The following is a 16,779-nucleotide window of genomic DNA, read 5'->3' as shown; positions in this document are numbered from 1 at the left end:
CGTGAATGGGAAAGAGAGGACTGGCATGAGGGGCAGCACTTCAGTGGGTCATGGCGTAGGTGACGATGTTGATTCCCATCGGATAGGCTTTTTTGACAGAGAACTCACGAAAGTACTCTTCGTCTTCGCCTTCGCGTTCCCAGCCGTCGCCCAGGTCGGTGTTGTGGCAGATGAACACCATGATTCGATCCTTGTCGTCGACGATCGCTCGGTAGTGCGGCACGCTGTTGTCGCTGCCGTCGCGGGTGTCCTCCCAGGTGACCGATCCCCACGCCCTGCCGATGGCCGGCACTTGAGGCTTTTCTTTCATGTCGTACACGTTATGAAAGATCTCGTGTTCCAGCGGGACTTCGAACGGCTTGCGATCCGGGAAGACGCGTGCCAATTCGAATTCCAAGTTTTCGTACTGCCGATCGCCCCAGAAATCATCCACCATCAGAAAGCCGCCGTTGAAACAATATTTCCGCAGCGCCAACACTTCGGCTTCGCTGAACACCAGACTGCCCGGTTCGATCATGTACAGGAACGGGTAGTCGGAAAGGTTGTCGTCGGTCAGATTGACGATCACCGGGTCGGGGTTGACCTTGATGGTGGTCAGTTGCTGCAGCCGCAACGAAAAATTGAGATCGCTGTCGGGATAATCGGTGCGCCAGCCGCCACCGCCGCCGCGTCCATAATAGGAATCGTAGCGGACCCGAGCGAAGGTAAAGTTGTCGCCGGGGAACTGCCGATCGACCTCCCATTGCGGGACACCGCGTCGGTCTTCTTCGATGCTGCGGAACCGTCGCCTCCATTGGGCCAGCGCGACCGAAGTGGCCCCGATGATCAACATCGTTGTCAGCAGGACCAAGATTCTGGGACGTCGGCCTTTCATCGGTTCTCGGTCTCCGCAGCAGGTGACTCGTTTGCGTCAGCGGACTCGGCCGCTGGTTGATCTGCAGGCGTTTGTTCCGTCAGTGTTTCTTCCGTCGCTTCGGCCGTTTCGCTCGGCTCGCTCGATTCAACCGACGGTGACGGATCCGGCTGATCCGACTCCGGTTCAGTTTCCGACTCCGGCGTTTGCTTCGGCGGGGCGTGAAGTTTCAGCAACAGGTGATGGGCGTCACGATAGCGTGGTGCCATCAACAGCGCATCGACCACATGCCGCTTCGCCGCGTCGACCTGACCGGCGGCAGCGAGCGATTCGGCCAGTTGGTAATTCAGCCCGGCGACGTCCACCGGTTCCATGGCCTGCAGCGCCCGCAGCGAGTCGATCGCGTTTTCGCTTTGTTCCATTTCGCGACAAGCGGTGACCAGCGATTGATGCACGTCTTCAGAGAAGGGTTGAATCTCAAGTGCCTGAGTGGCTGACTTGAACACCGACGGCCATTCGCTTCGCGCTTTCTCCATTTCCATGAAACGCTGCAAACCGGGCAAAGCATCGGACGAAACTGAAAAAAGCCGTTTTAAGGTTTCCCGCTCCTTGTCCACATTCCCCAGTTCGCGGTAACAAGCCGCCAGGGATTCCAGCACGCCCTCCTGTTCGCCGGTCGCCGCATTCTTCTTGACCAGAAACTCAAAATGCTCGGCCGCGGCTTTGTATTGGCCTTGCGCCACTGCCGATCGGGCCGACGTCATCCGCGCCCAGTAATTGTCCGGGTTCTTTTCCGCCCATTGCAAAATCTCACTCGGCGGCGCGTCTTCGGGCAAATCGTGGCGCGCGAATTCGAGCCCGTTGCCAAATTCTTCGGCCATACTGCGCGCGTACTGGGCAAACCCGGTTTCGATCCGTTCCATCGGGGCGATGTTTTCCGCGAGCGCCTGATTGATCGGGATCCCCGCGGCCAGGGAATCCAGTGTCGCATTCAGCGTGTCGGCACCGAACGTTTCGACCAGGTAGCGGACCACCAGCGAGGACTCGTAGTAAGCGAATTGGAGGTGCGTGGGCGAAGGCGGGCTCAAAAACGCACCGCTTAACTGCGAGACCGGCGTAAAGTCATCGCCCAAAATCATTTCTCGATAGCGGGCGGTCATTGTTTGTCCCCATCGCCGGTCGCGCTCAAGTTCTTCGTACACCGAGATCCCTTCGCTCAACCAACGCGGCATCCTGTTTTTGGTTTTCGTCAGCGTGATCACGTGGCAAAACTCATGCCACAACACGCTCTTCCAATTCGACGGTCGTGGTCCCTGCGACGCCGGGCTGTTGGCGGTGATCACGCGGCCGAAGCAGACGCCCAGGAAACCTTCGCCACCGGGAAGCCCGAAGGTGCGAATCGCGAAGTCACTTTGTTTGGGAAAGATTTCGACGGTCACCGGTCGCGTCAGCTCCAGGTCGTACTTCTCACACAGCACTTGCTTGGCTTCGGTCAACAGTTCGGCGACGGCCTTGCCATAGACCTTGCGTTCGCGCGGATCCATCCGGATCAGAATTTCACCGGGCTGGCGAGGTTCTTTGCCGCCAAGTTCGGCGAGCGCGGCGTCGACATCCTGTGTCGTCTCCAATGGGTCGCTCGCCCGGATCGTTTCAAACCCATCGATGCGATCTTTTAATGTCATCAGGTTGTAGGCGACCACGTTGTAAGGGTCTTCGGTGTTAACCTGTTCGGCCAATTCCCAGCCGACGTCGTCGTCGCCCAGGCGCAGCAGATCTTGAGCCAGCTGGAATGTCGCCGGAATGTGAGACGGCTCGAACGTCAGCGCCAGTCGTTGGTAATGCGCCCCTTCGGCGAATCGGTACTTGTCGGACAATTTTCGTCCGATCAAGTGGTCCACATTGGGGTTGGTCGGCCACCACTGCAACGCCTTTTCGCGATGCTGTTTTTCGAGCTGGTAATCTCCGGCCAAATGTGCCAGCACAGCCTTCAGTGCAAACGCCGAGGGGCTCTTTGGGTTGGTCTTTAGAATTTCCTGGATCGTGGTTTCGGCCTGATCGTATTGTTCGCGATCGATTTCCTGTTCGGCCTTCAGGATCAATGCCGGTTCGTAGACAGGGTTTGCGCCGAGCGCTTCGGCGAGGGCCAGTCGGGATTGTTGGGGATCGGACGAACGCAGTGCGACGGCGAGCAGGTAATCCAATCGGGCGTCGTCCAGTTCACGCTGCTGGGCTTTGGCCACCGTTTCCGCTGCGACGGCAAAGTCACCCTTGCTGATGGCAAGTTCGGCGGTAGCGATCAAGGCTTCCAAGTTGGTCGCGTCGGTTTCCAGCACTCGATCGAAGAAGTTTTTCAAGATGATCCGAGCATCGATCCCGTTGTTTGAGAAAAAACGTCCGGCGGCAATCAGTGTGTCGCTGGTCGCGTATCTCAGTTGTCCCGATTGAAGGTAACGCTCGATCATCGCCTTTTCGCTGGCCGCCCGGTCGGGCAGATCATTGAAGTGGGCGACCTCGATTCCCAGCGTGCGGAGCGGCAAGCTGGTGGGATAGCGTCCGATGGCGGCGTCATAGGTTTCCAGTGCCCCCTCGTACTGACCGGTCGCCAATTGGCACCGGATCAACAGTTCCGACCAGCGGCGATTCCAGATTCCGCGCTCCACCTCGGCCGCGGCGATTTCTTGTGCCTGGTCGATCTTTCCGGCCAGGAACAACGTTTCGGCTTCGGAATAGTTTGCCGCCGTGGCCGATCGGCTGACCAACGCGAGCAAGACGATTGCGGCAACCCGCAACCAGCCCGATGCGCTAGCGGTCCGGACGCGTGTTCGGCCAGGCCCGGCCGGGGCCGCAGCAGTGTTGGACACTTGGTCACGAAGCCGGCCTGGATCGGCACCGCAGTCAAACGTCCGCCGACACTCCCGCACCCGACGACGCGGTCGCGGTCGACCGAACAACACAACCTGGGGAGCGTAATGTCGAAACACGGCGGTGGGCACCATTGGGTGGGTTGGAGCGGGCAGGTAGTTAACGATTGTAGCGGAACGAAACGGGGCAAGGGTTGGTCGACGGACGAGCCGATCCTGTTCTGCCGGGGTTCCTATATCCGGAGCGTAGTCCGGCTGGTATCCTGTAGCGGTTCAGTAAGCGTGGCACCTTTTGATTGTGGGAACGGAATGGATAACTCGGGTGAGGCAGCAGGCAACGATCCGGCGGCGGTGGGCGAGCTTTCGGCAGCCGACGCGGCACGTCTCAACGACGCTAAGAAACAGATCAGTGAGGAACTCGGCAAAGTCATTGTCGGCCAGCAGGAAGTCATCGACGAGATCATGATCGGGCTGTTCAGCCGCGGTCACGTTCTGTTGGAAGGCGTGCCCGGGCTGGCCAAGACATTGATGATCAGCACGCTGGCCCGGACGATGGACCTGGCGTTTTCCCGCATCCAGTTCACTCCCGACCTGATGCCCGCCGACGTGACGGGAACCGAAATCATCGAGGAGGACCGTGCCAGCGGGCACCGCGCGTTTCGGTTCATGGAAGGCCCGTTGTTTGCCAACATCATTCTGGCCGACGAAATCAACCGAACGCCGCCCAAAACACAGGCCTCGTTGCTGGAAGCAATGCAAGAGCGTCAGGTGACCGTCGGGCGTACCCGCCACCCGTTGCCCACGCCGTTTTTTGTTCTCGCCACACAAAACCCGATCGAGCAAGAAGGGACGTATCCGTTGCCGGAGGCACAACAGGACCGCTTCATGTTCAAAGTGTTTGTCGAATACCCCTCGTTTGAAGAGGAGTTCGAAGTCGCACGGCGAACGACGGGGACCGAGACCGGTGAAGTCCAAGCGGTGCTCAATGCCGACGAAATCATCCGCTTGCAAGACCTGGTGCGTCGCGTGCCGGTCAGCGATCACGTCGTGCGTTACGCATTGTCGTTGGTGCGGCAGACCCGTGTCGGTGACGAGGGCGTGCCCGATTTCGTCAACGATTTGGTCGGCTGGGGGGCCGGACCGCGTGCGGTTCAATTCTTGATCCTGGGCGGCAAGGCCCGGGCGCTCTTGGAAGGTCGTTTCCATGTCTCCATCGATGACATCCAAAAACTGGCCAAGCCCGTTCTGCGGCACCGCATGGTGGTCAACTTCGCCGCCGAAAGTGACGGGGTGACCAGTGACAATGTGATCGATCGCATCGTAGCGGCGACACCGACGACCGAAGACGAGCTTTCGCGTGATGCCCGATTCCAAAAAATATTTGCGTCCTGAAGTCACGCAGCGAATTCGTCGGATGGAACTGACGGCGCGGCGCGTCGTCGAAGGCTTCCTGTCGGGGATGCACCGCAGTCCCTACTTCGGCCAGTCGATCGAATTCCTGCAGCACCGCCAATACAACCGCGGTGACGAACTGCGTCACATCGATTGGAAGGTGTACGCGCGCCAGGACCGGTTGCACATCAAGCAATACGAAGAGGAAACGAACCTGCGATTGACCTTGCTGGTCGACCGCAGCGCCAGCATGTCCTACGGCGAAGGCGAAACCAACAAATTCGATTATTCCGCCTCGATCGCCGCTTCACTGGCCTACTTGGCACTGCGTCAAAAGGACGCCTGCGGGTTGATCACGTTCGATACCACGGTCCGCGACACCGTGCCGGCCAAAAGCAACCAACAGCAACTCGCGCGAATCTTGGCGATGCTCGATCAGGTCGGCGCCGACGGTCGCACGGATCTGGTTCGCGTGGCCAAACAGGTCGGCCAGGCGATTCCGCGTCGCGGGTTGGTGTTGATCATTTCGGACCTGCTGGGAATCGATTCGTTGGTCGAAGGCTTGCGGGTGCTGCGTTCCCGCGGTCACGACGTGGCCCTGTTTCACGTCTTGCATGACGACGAGATCGAGTTTCCGTTTAACGGAGCGACACGGTTCGAAGCGCTCGAAAGCGACGACTTGCTCAATTGCAATCCGCGCGCGCTGCGACAAGGTTACTTGGACGCCCTCGATCAATTCCTCAGTTCGACGCGTCGGGCCTGTGGGCGACTTTCGATCGACTACATCCAGGTCCGCACCAGTGACCCCTTGGATGCGTTGCTGGCACGATTTTTGTCTCACCGCACCTCGCTACCCAAACTACGCCGGTAAGGAGGCCGCGAAGAATGTTTTTGTATCCCGCTCTTCTGGCCGGTTTCGGGTTCGTCGCCGTCCCGCTGCTGGTGCATCTGATCAACATGCTGCGGCATCGCCGCCGCCGTTGGGCCGCGATGGATTTTCTGTTGGCCAGTTATCGCAAACAGAAAAAATGGTTGCGGTTGCGGCAATTGTTGCTGTTGTTGACGCGATTGGCCGTCGCCGCGTTACTGGTGATGATGCTGTGCGGCTGGACCGGCGGACGCCATCTCCTCGGTGCACTGGGCGGTCAAACGACACACCACATCGTCATCCTGGACGACAGTTATTCGATGGGGGACGTCAGCGGCAGTGGTGAGACGACGGCCTACGATCGAGCACTCCAGGCGCTGCAACAATTGACCCAACGATTGGCCGGCGACGAAGGCAACCATCAACTGACGGTGATGCGTGCCAGCCGGGCGTCGCTGGCGGTTCAGGGGGGCAGCGAATCCGGTGACGCGGCGGCCGACCTGTCCAGCCAAACCGTGCTGGGCGACGCCGGGGTGATCGCACGCGTGATGGCGACCGAAGTTTCGCCGATCCGCACCGATCTGGTGCCGGCGCTGGACTTGGCCGGCGAACTGGCCGCGGCGACAGACGCGGACAGTCAATTCGTTTACATCGCCAGCGATTTCCGCGACCGCGATTGGGGATCGACCGAGCGACTGGCCGAAGCGATGCGCAAGTTTTCCGGCGATGACTTGAAGGTGCGTCTGATCGACTGTGCCCAACGTCCGGAACGGAACTTGGCGGTCACGGATCTGGCGCCGGTCCAAGACGTCTGGGTCGCCGGCGTTCCGGTGGTCGTGCGGGCAACCATCAAAAATTACAGTGCCAGCGAAGTGAAAAGCGTCACGTTGGCCTGTCGAGTCATCCGCTACGGTGACGAGGTCACGGCTGTCGACCCGTCGCGGCGTGTCAGCGGTGTCGTCGAAGCGCTGCCGGGATTGGTGATCGAATCCCTGGCCGCCGGGGCGGAGATCACAAAGTCGTTTCAAGTCTTCGTCGCCGAAACGGGGACGCATGCGATCGAAGTCGAATTGCCGTCCGACGCGTTGGGCATCGACAATCAACGAACCTGCACGTTGCCGCTGACCGACGTGGAACGCGTGTTGGTGATCGATTCCGACGTCGACGAAGCCGGTGCGTACACCGTCGCTGCGGTTTTGGACCCGGGCAGCCAAGTGCGGATCGGTGCCCAACCGGACATCAAACCGCCGGCGTTCCTGCGGAGTGCGACGATGGAAATGTTGGCCCCCTACCGTGCGATCTACTTGCTGGATCTGCCACAGGTCAACGAGACCGCTGCGACCGCGTTGCAACAATACGTACAAAACGGTGGCGGGATCGCCTGGTTCCTCGGTGATTCCGTTACCGCTGAAGACTACAACCGGACCTTGCTTTCGCCGGACCGACAGTTGCTGCCGGCCCCGCTCGATTCGATCCGTGAGTTGCCCGTCGGCGGGACCGACCAAACCGGCGACGTCCTGTTCGGTGACACCGACACGTTACTGGATCCACTGCGCAGTGCCGGTGATGCGTCGCTGTCGATGATCGGCGTCGCCAAAGGATGGACGCTCGACGATGACGCAGACACCGCCGGGCAGGAAACCGCCGCGCAGACACGGCGTTATCGCAACGTGCTGGTCCGTCGCGACGGCGAGCCGCTGGTCACCGAACACAGCTTCGGTGCCGGAACGGTCGTGACGGTGTTGACCAGCTTGGACGCCGCTTGGACCAATTGGCCCGGCGATCCGACGTTTGTCCCGTTCATGCTGCTGTCCAATGCCAGACTTTGGAGCGGTGCGAGTGCAACGACCTCGCGCAGCGTGATCGATCCGTTGCAAAAAACCGTTTCCACGCGAGCGTATTTTCCAGAGATGAAATTGCTGACGCCTTCCCAGTCGCCTCCACGGGTTTTGATGGAGGTGATCGGAAACGAGGTCGGCACGGACACCGTCGAAGTGTCTCTTGATCCGGTCGAACGATTGATCGCCAGTGAATCCAACGTCGACGACTTGTTGCGACCGGGGCTGTTCGAATGGGGGTTGTTGAAAGCCGATGGCGGCAGCGAAGTGATCCCGTCGGCCAGCACGATCGTCACCGGCGAGGGCGAACTGGAGCGTGCCGACGCCGCAGAGATTCGACGCAGCCTGCTCCCCCTGGACGTGCAGTTTGTTTCCAGTGACGACTGGCGGCAACAAAATCAATTCGCCGGCAGCTCCACGCTCGGATTGATGCTGCTGGCACTGTTGGGGCTGTTGCTGGCCGCCGAACAGGCACTGGCATACTGGGCCAGCTACCACGCCCGGGCGTCGATCCCGGTTCGCGGCGGCGGGCGAGGGTCGGTAGCCGGGGCAGATGATCCGCAGGGCGGGTCGGAACGTCACGCGTTTGGTTTGGCGGCAGGAGGGCGATAGGCGTGCAAGAAACATTGGAACAGTCCGCTTTTTCCGGCGACGGCGGTCCGGCGCTGGAAAGCACGGTCTATGAATTCGCCCGCGCCGGCTCGATCGAAGGCTGGTGGTGGTGGGCGCTGCTGGTGATCTCGACCGCAGTGGTGATCTTTGGTTGTGCGCGCTTCTATCGCCGCGACACCGCCGAACTGTCTCGATCGGTCAGCATCACGTTGATCTGCCTGCGCATCACCATCATCGTCGCGTTACTGTTCTTCTTCTTCGACCTGCAACGTCGCACCCAGCGCGAAGTTTTGCGTCCCAGTGAAGTCGTGGTGTTGGTCGATACCAGCCAGAGCATGTCGCTGGCCGAATCCGACACGCTGGGCAGTGAGAGTCGCGCCAAACGCGCCGCGGAGATTCTGGCGGACAACGATTTGGTCAATCGTCTCGGCCAGCAGCATCGCGTCAGCGTGTACAGCTTTGGCGACGCCCCCGAACCGCTGTTGCTGCAGACCAACGGCGGCAACACTGAGACGGCGTTGCAGGCCGAGGAGTCGGTTGACGAAGTCGCTCCGCCGCGCCGTCCGTCACCGGTCGCCATCATCGGGATGATTCTGTTGGGAATCGCCTTCGTCTTGTCGCTTTCCTCGCTGTTGGTGGGTGGATTGTCCGCCCCGGCGCCGGACTCCCAATCCGGAGGCGGCCGTGAGGGCCTGGGTTGGTTACTGGGGGCAACCGCAGTCACGATGTGTGCCGGTATTTTGATGTGCGGTTTCGCGTACAGCAGCGCGACGACGCGTTCGTTTGCCTCGCTGGTCGGATTTGCCGACGACGAATCGCCACAAGAGCTGGATCGCGATGGAGACGATTCGGGCGAGGGGGCAGAATCGGCGCAGCCACCGATCAAGGTGCTCAACTGGGAAGACGCCGTCGCCGCCTCCGCGTCGCAAAGCCGGATCGGCGATGCGATCAGCAACGTGTTGGCAAGCCACGACCCGACGACGCTGGCCGGCATCGTGTTGATGACCGACGGCCAAAACAATGGCGGCAGCAACGTGGCTTCGGCGATGGCGCTGGCCAAACGGGGTGAGGTGTCGGTCTACCCGGTCGGACTGGGCAGCAGCAAGCCCCCGACCAATGTCCGGGTGGTCGATCTGGACGCCCCCAAACGTGTTTACCCCAACGACAAATTCGCCGTTTCGGCCGTGCTTCAAGCCACCGGCGGCGATTCCTTGAAAATCCAAGTCCAACTGTTGGATGGATTGGATTCCACCACGACCGACGGCAACGCATCCGACTCGCTGCCGACCGAGGTGGTCGATTCCCAAAGTGTGACGCTCTCCGGCGACGGTTCGTTGGTGGGGATCAAGTTCGAATTGGAACCCGAGTCGGTGGGGCGGCGTCGATTGGCGATCCGCATCTTGCCGGTCGAAAAAGACCAGAACCAAAAGGATGACGTCAGCGACGCGCGGTATGAAGTGGTCGCGCGAAAACTGCGCGTGCTGACCATCGCCGGCGGTCCGACACGCGAGTACCGCTTCGTCCGAAACCTGTTGCACCGCGAGAAATCCATCCGCCTGGACACGTGGTTGCAGACCGGACAACCGGGGATGAGCCAGGATGCCGATCAGCTGTTGACGGAGTTTCCGTCCACGCCGGCTGAGTTATTCGAGTACGACGCGATCGCGATGTTCGATCCCGATTGGACACAGATCCCCGCCGCGTCGATCGATCTGCTGGATCGTTGGCTGGCCTCGCAGTCGGGCGGATTGATCATCGTCGGCGGCCCGGTCTATCACCCGCGTTGGTTGCGGCTGCGGACCGATCCACGTGTCTCACGAATCGCGAGCTTCTTTCCGGTCACGTTTTCCAGCCGCGGATTGATGATGGGTTCGGGTCGGGAGGGCGGCGAAACGGCGTGGCCGTTGGAGTTCACGCCCGAAGCGCGTCGTGCCGAATTCTTGTGGGTGACCGATGACCCGGCATCCAGCTTCGAAGCTTGGGACTCCTTCGGCGGCGTCTACGATTACGTCGGCGTCAAAGCGGCCAAACCGATCGCCAAGGTGTACGCGTATTTCTCCGACCCGACCACGCGGATCTCCGATTCGCTGCCGGTTTACATGGCCAGCCAGTTTTATGGTGCCGGCCGCGTGTTTTTCCAAGGCAGCGGCGAGATGTGGCGGATGCGACGTGAAAGCGACGCGTACTTTGACAACTACTACACCAAACTGATCCGCTGGGTCAGCGAAGGGCGATTGCTGCGCGACAGCAACCGCGGATTGTTGTTGGTCGACACGCCGCGGGCGATGGTCGGCGACACCATCACGGTCCGCGCCGTGTTGACCGACGAACAATTCGAACCGCTGACGTTGCCGGAGGTCAAGGCAAAATTGATCACCCCCAAAGGCGTCGAGGATGTCCGTTTGACGCCCGTCGAAGGCGAATCGCGACCGGGGATCTACAGCGGACGATTCGTCGTCCGCACCGACGGCAACCACGAATTGCGGCTGACCCTCGGTGACGCCTTGAACGAAGAAGTCTTTCGGCAAAACGTTCAGGTTCGCCTGCCGACGGTCGAATTGGAACGGCCGCGACGCAACGATGAAGACCTGGACAGCCTGGCCCGGACCACCGGCGGAAAATACTGGAAGGTCGATGCCGAGGCCTCCGGCGAAACACTGGCCAATGAAATCACCACGACCATCCGCCCCCAACCCCAAACCACGATTCTGCCCGGCACGCCCGATCCCATTTTCACCCAGCGACGAAACGCCATGCTGTTGTGGCTGATCGCCAGTGCGCTGACAATGGAATGGGTGGTCCGGCGACTCCACCGACTCGCGTAGGTAAAACATCATTCGAATGCTTGATCCTGAACTCCAATCGTTGCTTCAATCGCTTCGTGGGCGGATTCGCCGCTACGTGGTTTGGGATTCCTTGTTGGCGATCCTGGCGGTGGTGTTGTCGGCGTTTTGGATCGGGCTGCTCGTCGATTACGTGCCGGTCACACTCGGCGGCACGGAGATGCCACGGTCGGCGCGTGGAATCCTGCTGGGGGCCGTCGGGCTTGCCGTGTTTGTGATCGTGGTGCGGATGCTGATCGATCGGCTCATCCGCCCCTTGCCCGACGACAGTTTGGCGCTGTTGGTCGAACGCCACCATCCACAATTGGCGGGCCGATTGGTGACGGCTGTCCAACTCAGCCGCCCCGGTCGCTCGGGCGATTCCCATTCACCGGATCTGTTGCGATTGGTGCACCACGAGGCCTCGCAATCGGTGGACGAAGTCGACCCGGGACGGGTGTTTCGAATGAAGCCGCTGGTCCAAAAAGCGGCCATCGCGGGCCCCTTGTTGTTGTTGGCGTTGGTGCTGGCAGCTTTCAGCCCCAGCGCGTTTGCCCGGGCCGCGGCGCGATTGACGCTGATGTCCGACGCACGTTGGCCGCGGCGGGCGAAACTGGAAATGGTCGGCGTGGACCTGCCCACCGTCAGCGCATCGAACATCCAGGATGCCGATCCGGAGAGAATTGAATTCGAAAACGGAGTGATGCGTCTGCCGGCCGGCAGCAGCGCTACGCTGCGGATCCGCGCCGCGGCAGAGGACGCCGAAGTCCCCTCAGCGTGCACCGTTTACTACGAAACCGATGATGGCACGCGCGGGCAATCCAACATGCGGCGGGTGGGACGCGAACGAGACGGTTACCAATCGTTTGTGCTCGACGGCCCCCCGCTCAGCAATTTGGCGTCGTCGTTCTCGTTCTCCATCCAAGGGCTCGACGACCGACTGACCGACTACCGGATCGAAGCCGCCGAGCCGCCGGCGATCGCATCGATGCAGGTCAAGGTTCGCTATCCGGACTATCTCCGCGGGCCGGGCGGTGATGGGGCAGACGACTACGACGTGGAAACGACCTACCAAGCCGGATTGCGGATCAGTGAAGGAAGCCGGGTGACGCTGGAGGCGGTTTCCAGTCTGCCGCTCGGTGACGTCGATGTCGTCCTCGAATCCGACGGTCAAGAAACTCGGCTGACCGATCTGCAGTATTCCGAGGACCGCGGCAGCGTGCAGTTGAACCTGGACCGATTCCAAAGCCCGACCGCCATCCGAGTTGTTCCCTCGGACCCCAGCGGCATCAGCGCCCAAGCTCCGTTTCGCTACTTTTTGGGCGCGATCCTGGATGAACCGCCCAGCGTTTCACTGTCGCTCAAAGGCATCCAGTCCGCGGTCACACCGATCGCTCGCTTGCCGCTGGAATGTGTCGCCGAAGATGATTATGGAGTCGAGTCGGTGACGGCGGTGGTCGCGCAAAGCAACGCTGCACCACAAGACGAAGAATCCGGGCAGGACGACGCGGAATCCGACGACATGCAACCAGGGACGATCGAGCCGATTTCGCAACCGCTGCAACTGGATCGCGACGGACAAGCCGAAACCGTTATCGACCTGCGTGAATTGACCAACTCCGGACGCATCCCCGCGCTCCAACCCGGCAGTGCCATCAGCGTCTATGCCGAAGCACGCGATGCTTACAACCTGGAAGGAACCCATTTGACGTCCAGCGAAATCTTTCGGCTCCAAGTCGTCACACCCGAAGAATTGTTGACGTTGATGGAGCGGCGTGAACTGGGACTGCGAACGCGATTGGAACAGACCGTGACCGAAACCCAGGGGCTCCGCGAACAACTGGCGGGGTTCCAAGCCGACCGCTTTGAACTTTCGATGGAAGGTCAGCAAGGGGAAACGGAACAGCAGACGCGACAGCGCGAGCTGCGGATCATCGGGTTGCGAGTCCAGCAAAGTGGTTTGCAGGCGAGTAAAACCACCGAAGAATTGACCGGGATCGCCGAATCGCTCGACGACCTGTTGCTGGAAATGGTCAACAACCGCGTCGACTCCAAGGACCGCCAGGAACGACTCGGCAGCGGGGTCCGCGACCCGCTACGACAGATCGTCGACGTCTCCATGGACCAGCTTCAACAACAAATCCGTGCCATCGAAACATCCATCGATCAACCGCAATCAGCGCTCGAGCACACCGAGGCGGCGATCCAAACGGCCGACCAGGTGCTATTGGAGCTGACGGCCGTTTTGGAGAAGATGCTTGACCTGGAAAGCTACAATGAACTGCTGGACTTGGTTCGCGGTCTGATCCAGGACCAAGAACAACTCAAGGAAGACACCCAGCAGGAGCGCAAAGACCGTGTCAAAGACCTATTCAAATAGCCGCAACTGACGTGGAAAACACAATGTGCAACAACGCCGCCATGCGTGAGTCGAATCGCCGAAACCGGCCTCCGCGGCGGATGGTCCGCTTGGCCGCACTGTGCTTCGTCTTTGTCTCCGTTTCCGTTGGCGGAATCAGCGACGCCCAAGAGTCCGATCTGGTACTCCGACAAGCAGGCGTCGCCGACCGCTACCAAAAACTAGAAGAACTGCTGTTGCGCTTGGCGGATGTCGAAGCCGCCGAGAACCCCGATCGAGCGGCGTTGTTGCGCCAGGCGGCAAAGCAATCACGCGAAAAGTTCGTGCTGCAACAACTGCGAAAGGCGAGCGAAGCACTCCGCAATGAAAAATTCTCCGATGCGGTCGCCAACCAGGATTCCGCCAGCGCCGGTCTGGCCGAAATCCTGAAACTGCTGACCAGCGAGGATCGCGCCAACCGAATCCGCGACGAGAAGGAGCGGTTGACGAAAATGATCAAGGATCTGAAACGCATCGAACGTTCCCAACGTAGCACCCGCGCGCGAACCGAAAATGGAGCCGATCTCGATCAGCTCGAAAAAGAGCAGGAGTCTATCGGCGATCGCGGCGAAGCGTTGAAAGAACAACTCGCCGAAGAGAACGGGGAGTTGGGAGAAGGGGAGTTGGGAGAAGGGGAGTTGGGAGAAGGGGAGTTGGGAGAAGGGGAGTCGGGAGAAGGGGAGTCGGGAGAAGGGGAGTCGGGAGAAGGGGAGTCGGGAGAAGGGGAGTCGGGAGAAGGGGAGTCGGGAGAAGGGGAGTCGAAGGAAGGGGAGTCCAAAGAAGGAGAGTCCAAAGAAGGGGAGTCTGGCCAGCAGGGCCAGCAGGGACAGCAGGGCCAGCAGGGCCAGCAGGGCCAGCAGGGCCAGCAGGGCCAGCAGGGCCAGCAGGGCCAGCAGGGCCAGCAGGGCCAGCAGGGACAGCAGGGACAGCAGGGCCAGCAGGGCCAGCAGGGCCAGCAGGGCCAGCAGGGCCAGCAGGGACAGCAGGGACAGCAGGGACAGCAGGGACAGCAGGGACAGCAGGGACAGCAGGGACAGCAGGGACAGCAGGGACAGCAGGGACAGCAACCTAAGACGCCGCAGCAGCAGGCGGAAGAGAAACTGCAGCAGGCGATCGAAAAGATGCGCCAGGCGGAGCAGGATCTGGAGCAGTCCGAACGCGACGAAGCGATCGAGGACCAGCTGGCGGCCGAGGAGAATCTGCGGCAGGCGATCGACGAATTAGAACAAATCCTGCGTCAGCTTCGCGAGGAAGAGATGCAGAGGGAACTTGCCCGCCTGGAAAGTCGTCTCAAGAAGATGGCTGCGATGCAATCCAAACTGATCGACGATACGGCTGAACTTGCCGCGACGCCGAAATCGCAACGCAGCCGGCAAACGGACCTGAAAGCCGGCGATCTGTCCTTCGACCAGAAAAAGATCACCGTCGAAGCGGACCGGGCCATGCTGTTACTCCGCGAAGAGGGGTCCAGTGTTGCCTTTCCAGAGGTGGTCGCGCAGATCCGTGACGAGAGTGACCGCATTGCCCAGAGATTGAGCAAAACTCAAATTGATGCCATCACTCAAGGCATTCAACAAGATGTCCTGGCCGCGATCGAAGAAATGATCGCCGCGCTGCAGCAGGCCCAGCGGGACCTGGAGAAGCAAAAACAACAGGGCCAATCGGCGCCCCAACAAGCCGGACAGCCGGGAGAACAGCCGCTGGTGGGTGCGATTTCCGAACTGAAACTGATCCGAACCATGGAAACCAGGATCAAATCGACGACACAACGTTATGCTGAACTCCTACAATCGGATGAGACATCGGCACAGGATGTGCTTCCTTTGCTAAAGAACTTGTCCGAACGCCAGGCCAAGCTGTACAAAATAACGCGTGACTTGGTGATGCAGCGCAATCAGTAAGCGACTCCAACACAGGCGGACCACTGTGATTCGTAACCGAACTTTCCAGCAGCGGCGGAGTTTTCTCTGTTCAGTCCCGGCTTACTGTTTCGCGGTCTTCCTGTCGGTGACGCCTGCGATGGCCGATCAGTCGCTGGAAAGTCGGCAGAGCTGGAAGGTGCTCGACGGCGATCAGATGTCGATGGTGCTGCGCGGGTCGTTGGACGAATACGGCGCCCCGCCGGCGGCCAGTGCTGAGGCGTCCGAGCGGTTTCGGCAGCAACTGGAACAGGGTGTCGATGACCCGCTGGACGCTTTTGTCACCGCGGTCGCTAGTCTGACCGATGCGGTCGAGCGACTCGCCGAGATCGCCGCCAAGGATCCGTTGGCGGCCGCAGCCAGCATCGATCCGTCGGCCGCGGATTACGCCGAAATCGAATCGTTGCCCAAGCCGATCCGGATGAGCGTTCGGACTTGGCTGGGGCGAATGCTGGTGCGTTCGCGGTTGTACGACGAGGCGCTGCCGGTGATCGCCGAAGTCGATGTGACCGAATCGGTCGACCCGGCCAGTTCGTTGTTTTACCGCGGGGCCTGTTATCACGCCTTGCTGATGAAATCCGAAGCGCTTGCCGATCTTCGGATGTTGCTTGAAAACGAAGACGATTGCCCGGTGCGGTTTTCCCGTTTGGCAAAATTGATGGTCGCCGACATCAAACCGTTGAAGGAAGATTCGCTTGATGAGATTTCGCGGCTGATGACCGACGTCACCCGCCGACTGGATTTGGGACGCAGCGACGAGAAGGTCGAAAACCAGGAACAGAAAATCATCGACAAGCTGACCAAGCTGATCGACAAGCTTGAAGAGCAACAACAACAGCAGCAACAGCAACAACAGGGCGGCGGCAGCGGCTCGGGAGGCGACCCGCAAAACGGCCAGGAATCACCGATGCAAGACAGCCAAATTGCCGGCGGCAGCGGTGACGGGAACGTGAAGAAGAAGAACCTGGGCGACGACGACGGCTGGGGGAATCTGCCACCGGCCGAGCGGAAAGAGGCCCTGCAAAAGATCAGCCGTGATCTGCCCACACACTACCGCGACGCCATCGAAGCCTACTTCCGCAAACGAGCCACCGACGGCTAACCGACTCCGTTGGTGTCAAGGCTTTAGCCGATTGCTTCGTACGACGCCCCAAAGTCGCCGTGTTCTCCGAACTCGGCGCCCCAAGAAGTGACGCCATGCCCCCGCGCCGACCTC

The 16,779-nt window shown here is 60.5% G+C and carries 9 protein-coding genes; 7 read left to right on the top strand and 2 right to left on the bottom strand.

Annotation, left to right across the window (positions count from 1 at the left end; translation table 11 throughout):
• Positions 1 to 40: 40 nt before the first annotated feature.
• Positions 41 to 874, bottom strand: a complete 834-nt coding sequence (locus tag H1B37_RS03505; RefSeq protein ID WP_182865213.1) for a DUF4159 domain-containing protein — start codon at positions 872 to 874, stop codon at positions 41 to 43.
• Positions 871 to 3,849 (bottom strand): tetratricopeptide repeat protein, encoded by a 2,979-nt coding sequence (locus tag H1B37_RS03500; RefSeq protein ID WP_286177367.1) that lies wholly within the window; start codon positions 3,847 to 3,849, stop codon positions 871 to 873. The genes H1B37_RS03505 and H1B37_RS03500 overlap by 4 nt, the downstream gene beginning before the upstream one ends.
• A gap of 174 nt (positions 3,850 to 4,023) precedes the next feature.
• Between H1B37_RS03500 and H1B37_RS03495 the strand changes: the two genes are divergently transcribed.
• The 7 genes from H1B37_RS03495 (at position 4,024) to H1B37_RS03465 (ending at position 16,665) form a co-directional block, all read left to right on the top strand.
• On the top strand, positions 4,024 to 5,106 hold the full coding sequence (locus H1B37_RS03495; RefSeq protein WP_182865212.1) for an AAA family ATPase: 1,083 nt from the start codon (positions 4,024 to 4,026) through the stop codon (positions 5,104 to 5,106).
• A complete protein-coding gene (locus H1B37_RS03490; protein ID WP_182865267.1) occupies positions 5,096 to 5,977 on the top strand; it encodes a DUF58 domain-containing protein in 882 nt (293 codons plus the stop codon). The genes H1B37_RS03495 and H1B37_RS03490 overlap by 11 nt, the downstream gene beginning before the upstream one ends.
• Before the next feature lie 14 nt (positions 5,978 to 5,991).
• Entirely contained in the window at positions 5,992 to 8,424 is a 2,433-nt protein-coding gene (locus H1B37_RS03485) for a BatA domain-containing protein (protein WP_182865211.1), read from the top strand.
• A gap of 2 nt (positions 8,425 to 8,426) precedes the next feature.
• Positions 8,427 to 11,249 carry a VWA domain-containing protein gene (locus H1B37_RS03480; protein ID WP_353620769.1) on the top strand — a complete coding sequence of 941 codons (2,823 nt, stop codon included), beginning with the start codon at positions 8,427 to 8,429 and terminating at the stop codon, positions 11,247 to 11,249.
• A 16-nt stretch (positions 11,250 to 11,265) separates the two neighbouring features.
• Positions 11,266 to 13,626 (top strand): coiled-coil domain-containing protein, encoded by a 2,361-nt coding sequence (locus tag H1B37_RS03475; RefSeq protein WP_182865210.1) that lies wholly within the window; start codon positions 11,266 to 11,268, stop codon positions 13,624 to 13,626.
• Between the two features lie 263 nt (positions 13,627 to 13,889).
• On the top strand, positions 13,890 to 15,545 hold the full coding sequence (locus tag H1B37_RS33310) for a coiled-coil domain-containing protein (RefSeq protein ID WP_286177366.1): 1,656 nt from the start codon (positions 13,890 to 13,892) through the stop codon (positions 15,543 to 15,545).
• Positions 15,546 to 15,651: 106 nt separating this feature from the next.
• Complete coding sequence (locus H1B37_RS03465) at positions 15,652 to 16,665, top strand: hypothetical protein (protein WP_182865209.1); 1,014 nt, start codon at positions 15,652 to 15,654, stop codon at positions 16,663 to 16,665.
• Positions 16,666 to 16,779: the final 114 nt, after the last annotated feature.

Origin of the sequence: Stieleria mannarensis (assembly GCF_014154935.1) — a bacterium.
Classification (GTDB): Bacteria; Planctomycetota; Planctomycetia; order Pirellulales; family Pirellulaceae; genus Stieleria; species Stieleria mannarensis.
The sequence above is the reverse complement of the archived record's forward strand: the minus strand, read 5'-3'. Positions and strand labels throughout refer to the sequence as shown.

Coding starts and splice junctions, on each gene's coding strand:
- H1B37_RS03495 (WP_182865212.1), top strand. CDS start 4,024: ATGGATAACTCGGGTGAGGCAGCAGGCAACGATCCGGCGGCGGTGGGC.
- H1B37_RS03475 (WP_182865210.1), top strand. CDS start 11,266: ATGCTTGATCCTGAACTCCAATCGTTGCTTCAATCGCTTCGTGGGCGG.
- H1B37_RS03500 (WP_286177367.1), bottom strand. CDS start 3,849: ATGGTGCCCACCGCCGTGTTTCGACATTACGCTCCCCAGGTTGTGTTG.
- H1B37_RS03505 (WP_182865213.1), bottom strand. CDS start 874: ATGAAAGGCCGACGTCCCAGAATCTTGGTCCTGCTGACAACGATGTTG.
- H1B37_RS03485 (WP_182865211.1), top strand. CDS start 5,992: ATGTTTTTGTATCCCGCTCTTCTGGCCGGTTTCGGGTTCGTCGCCGTC.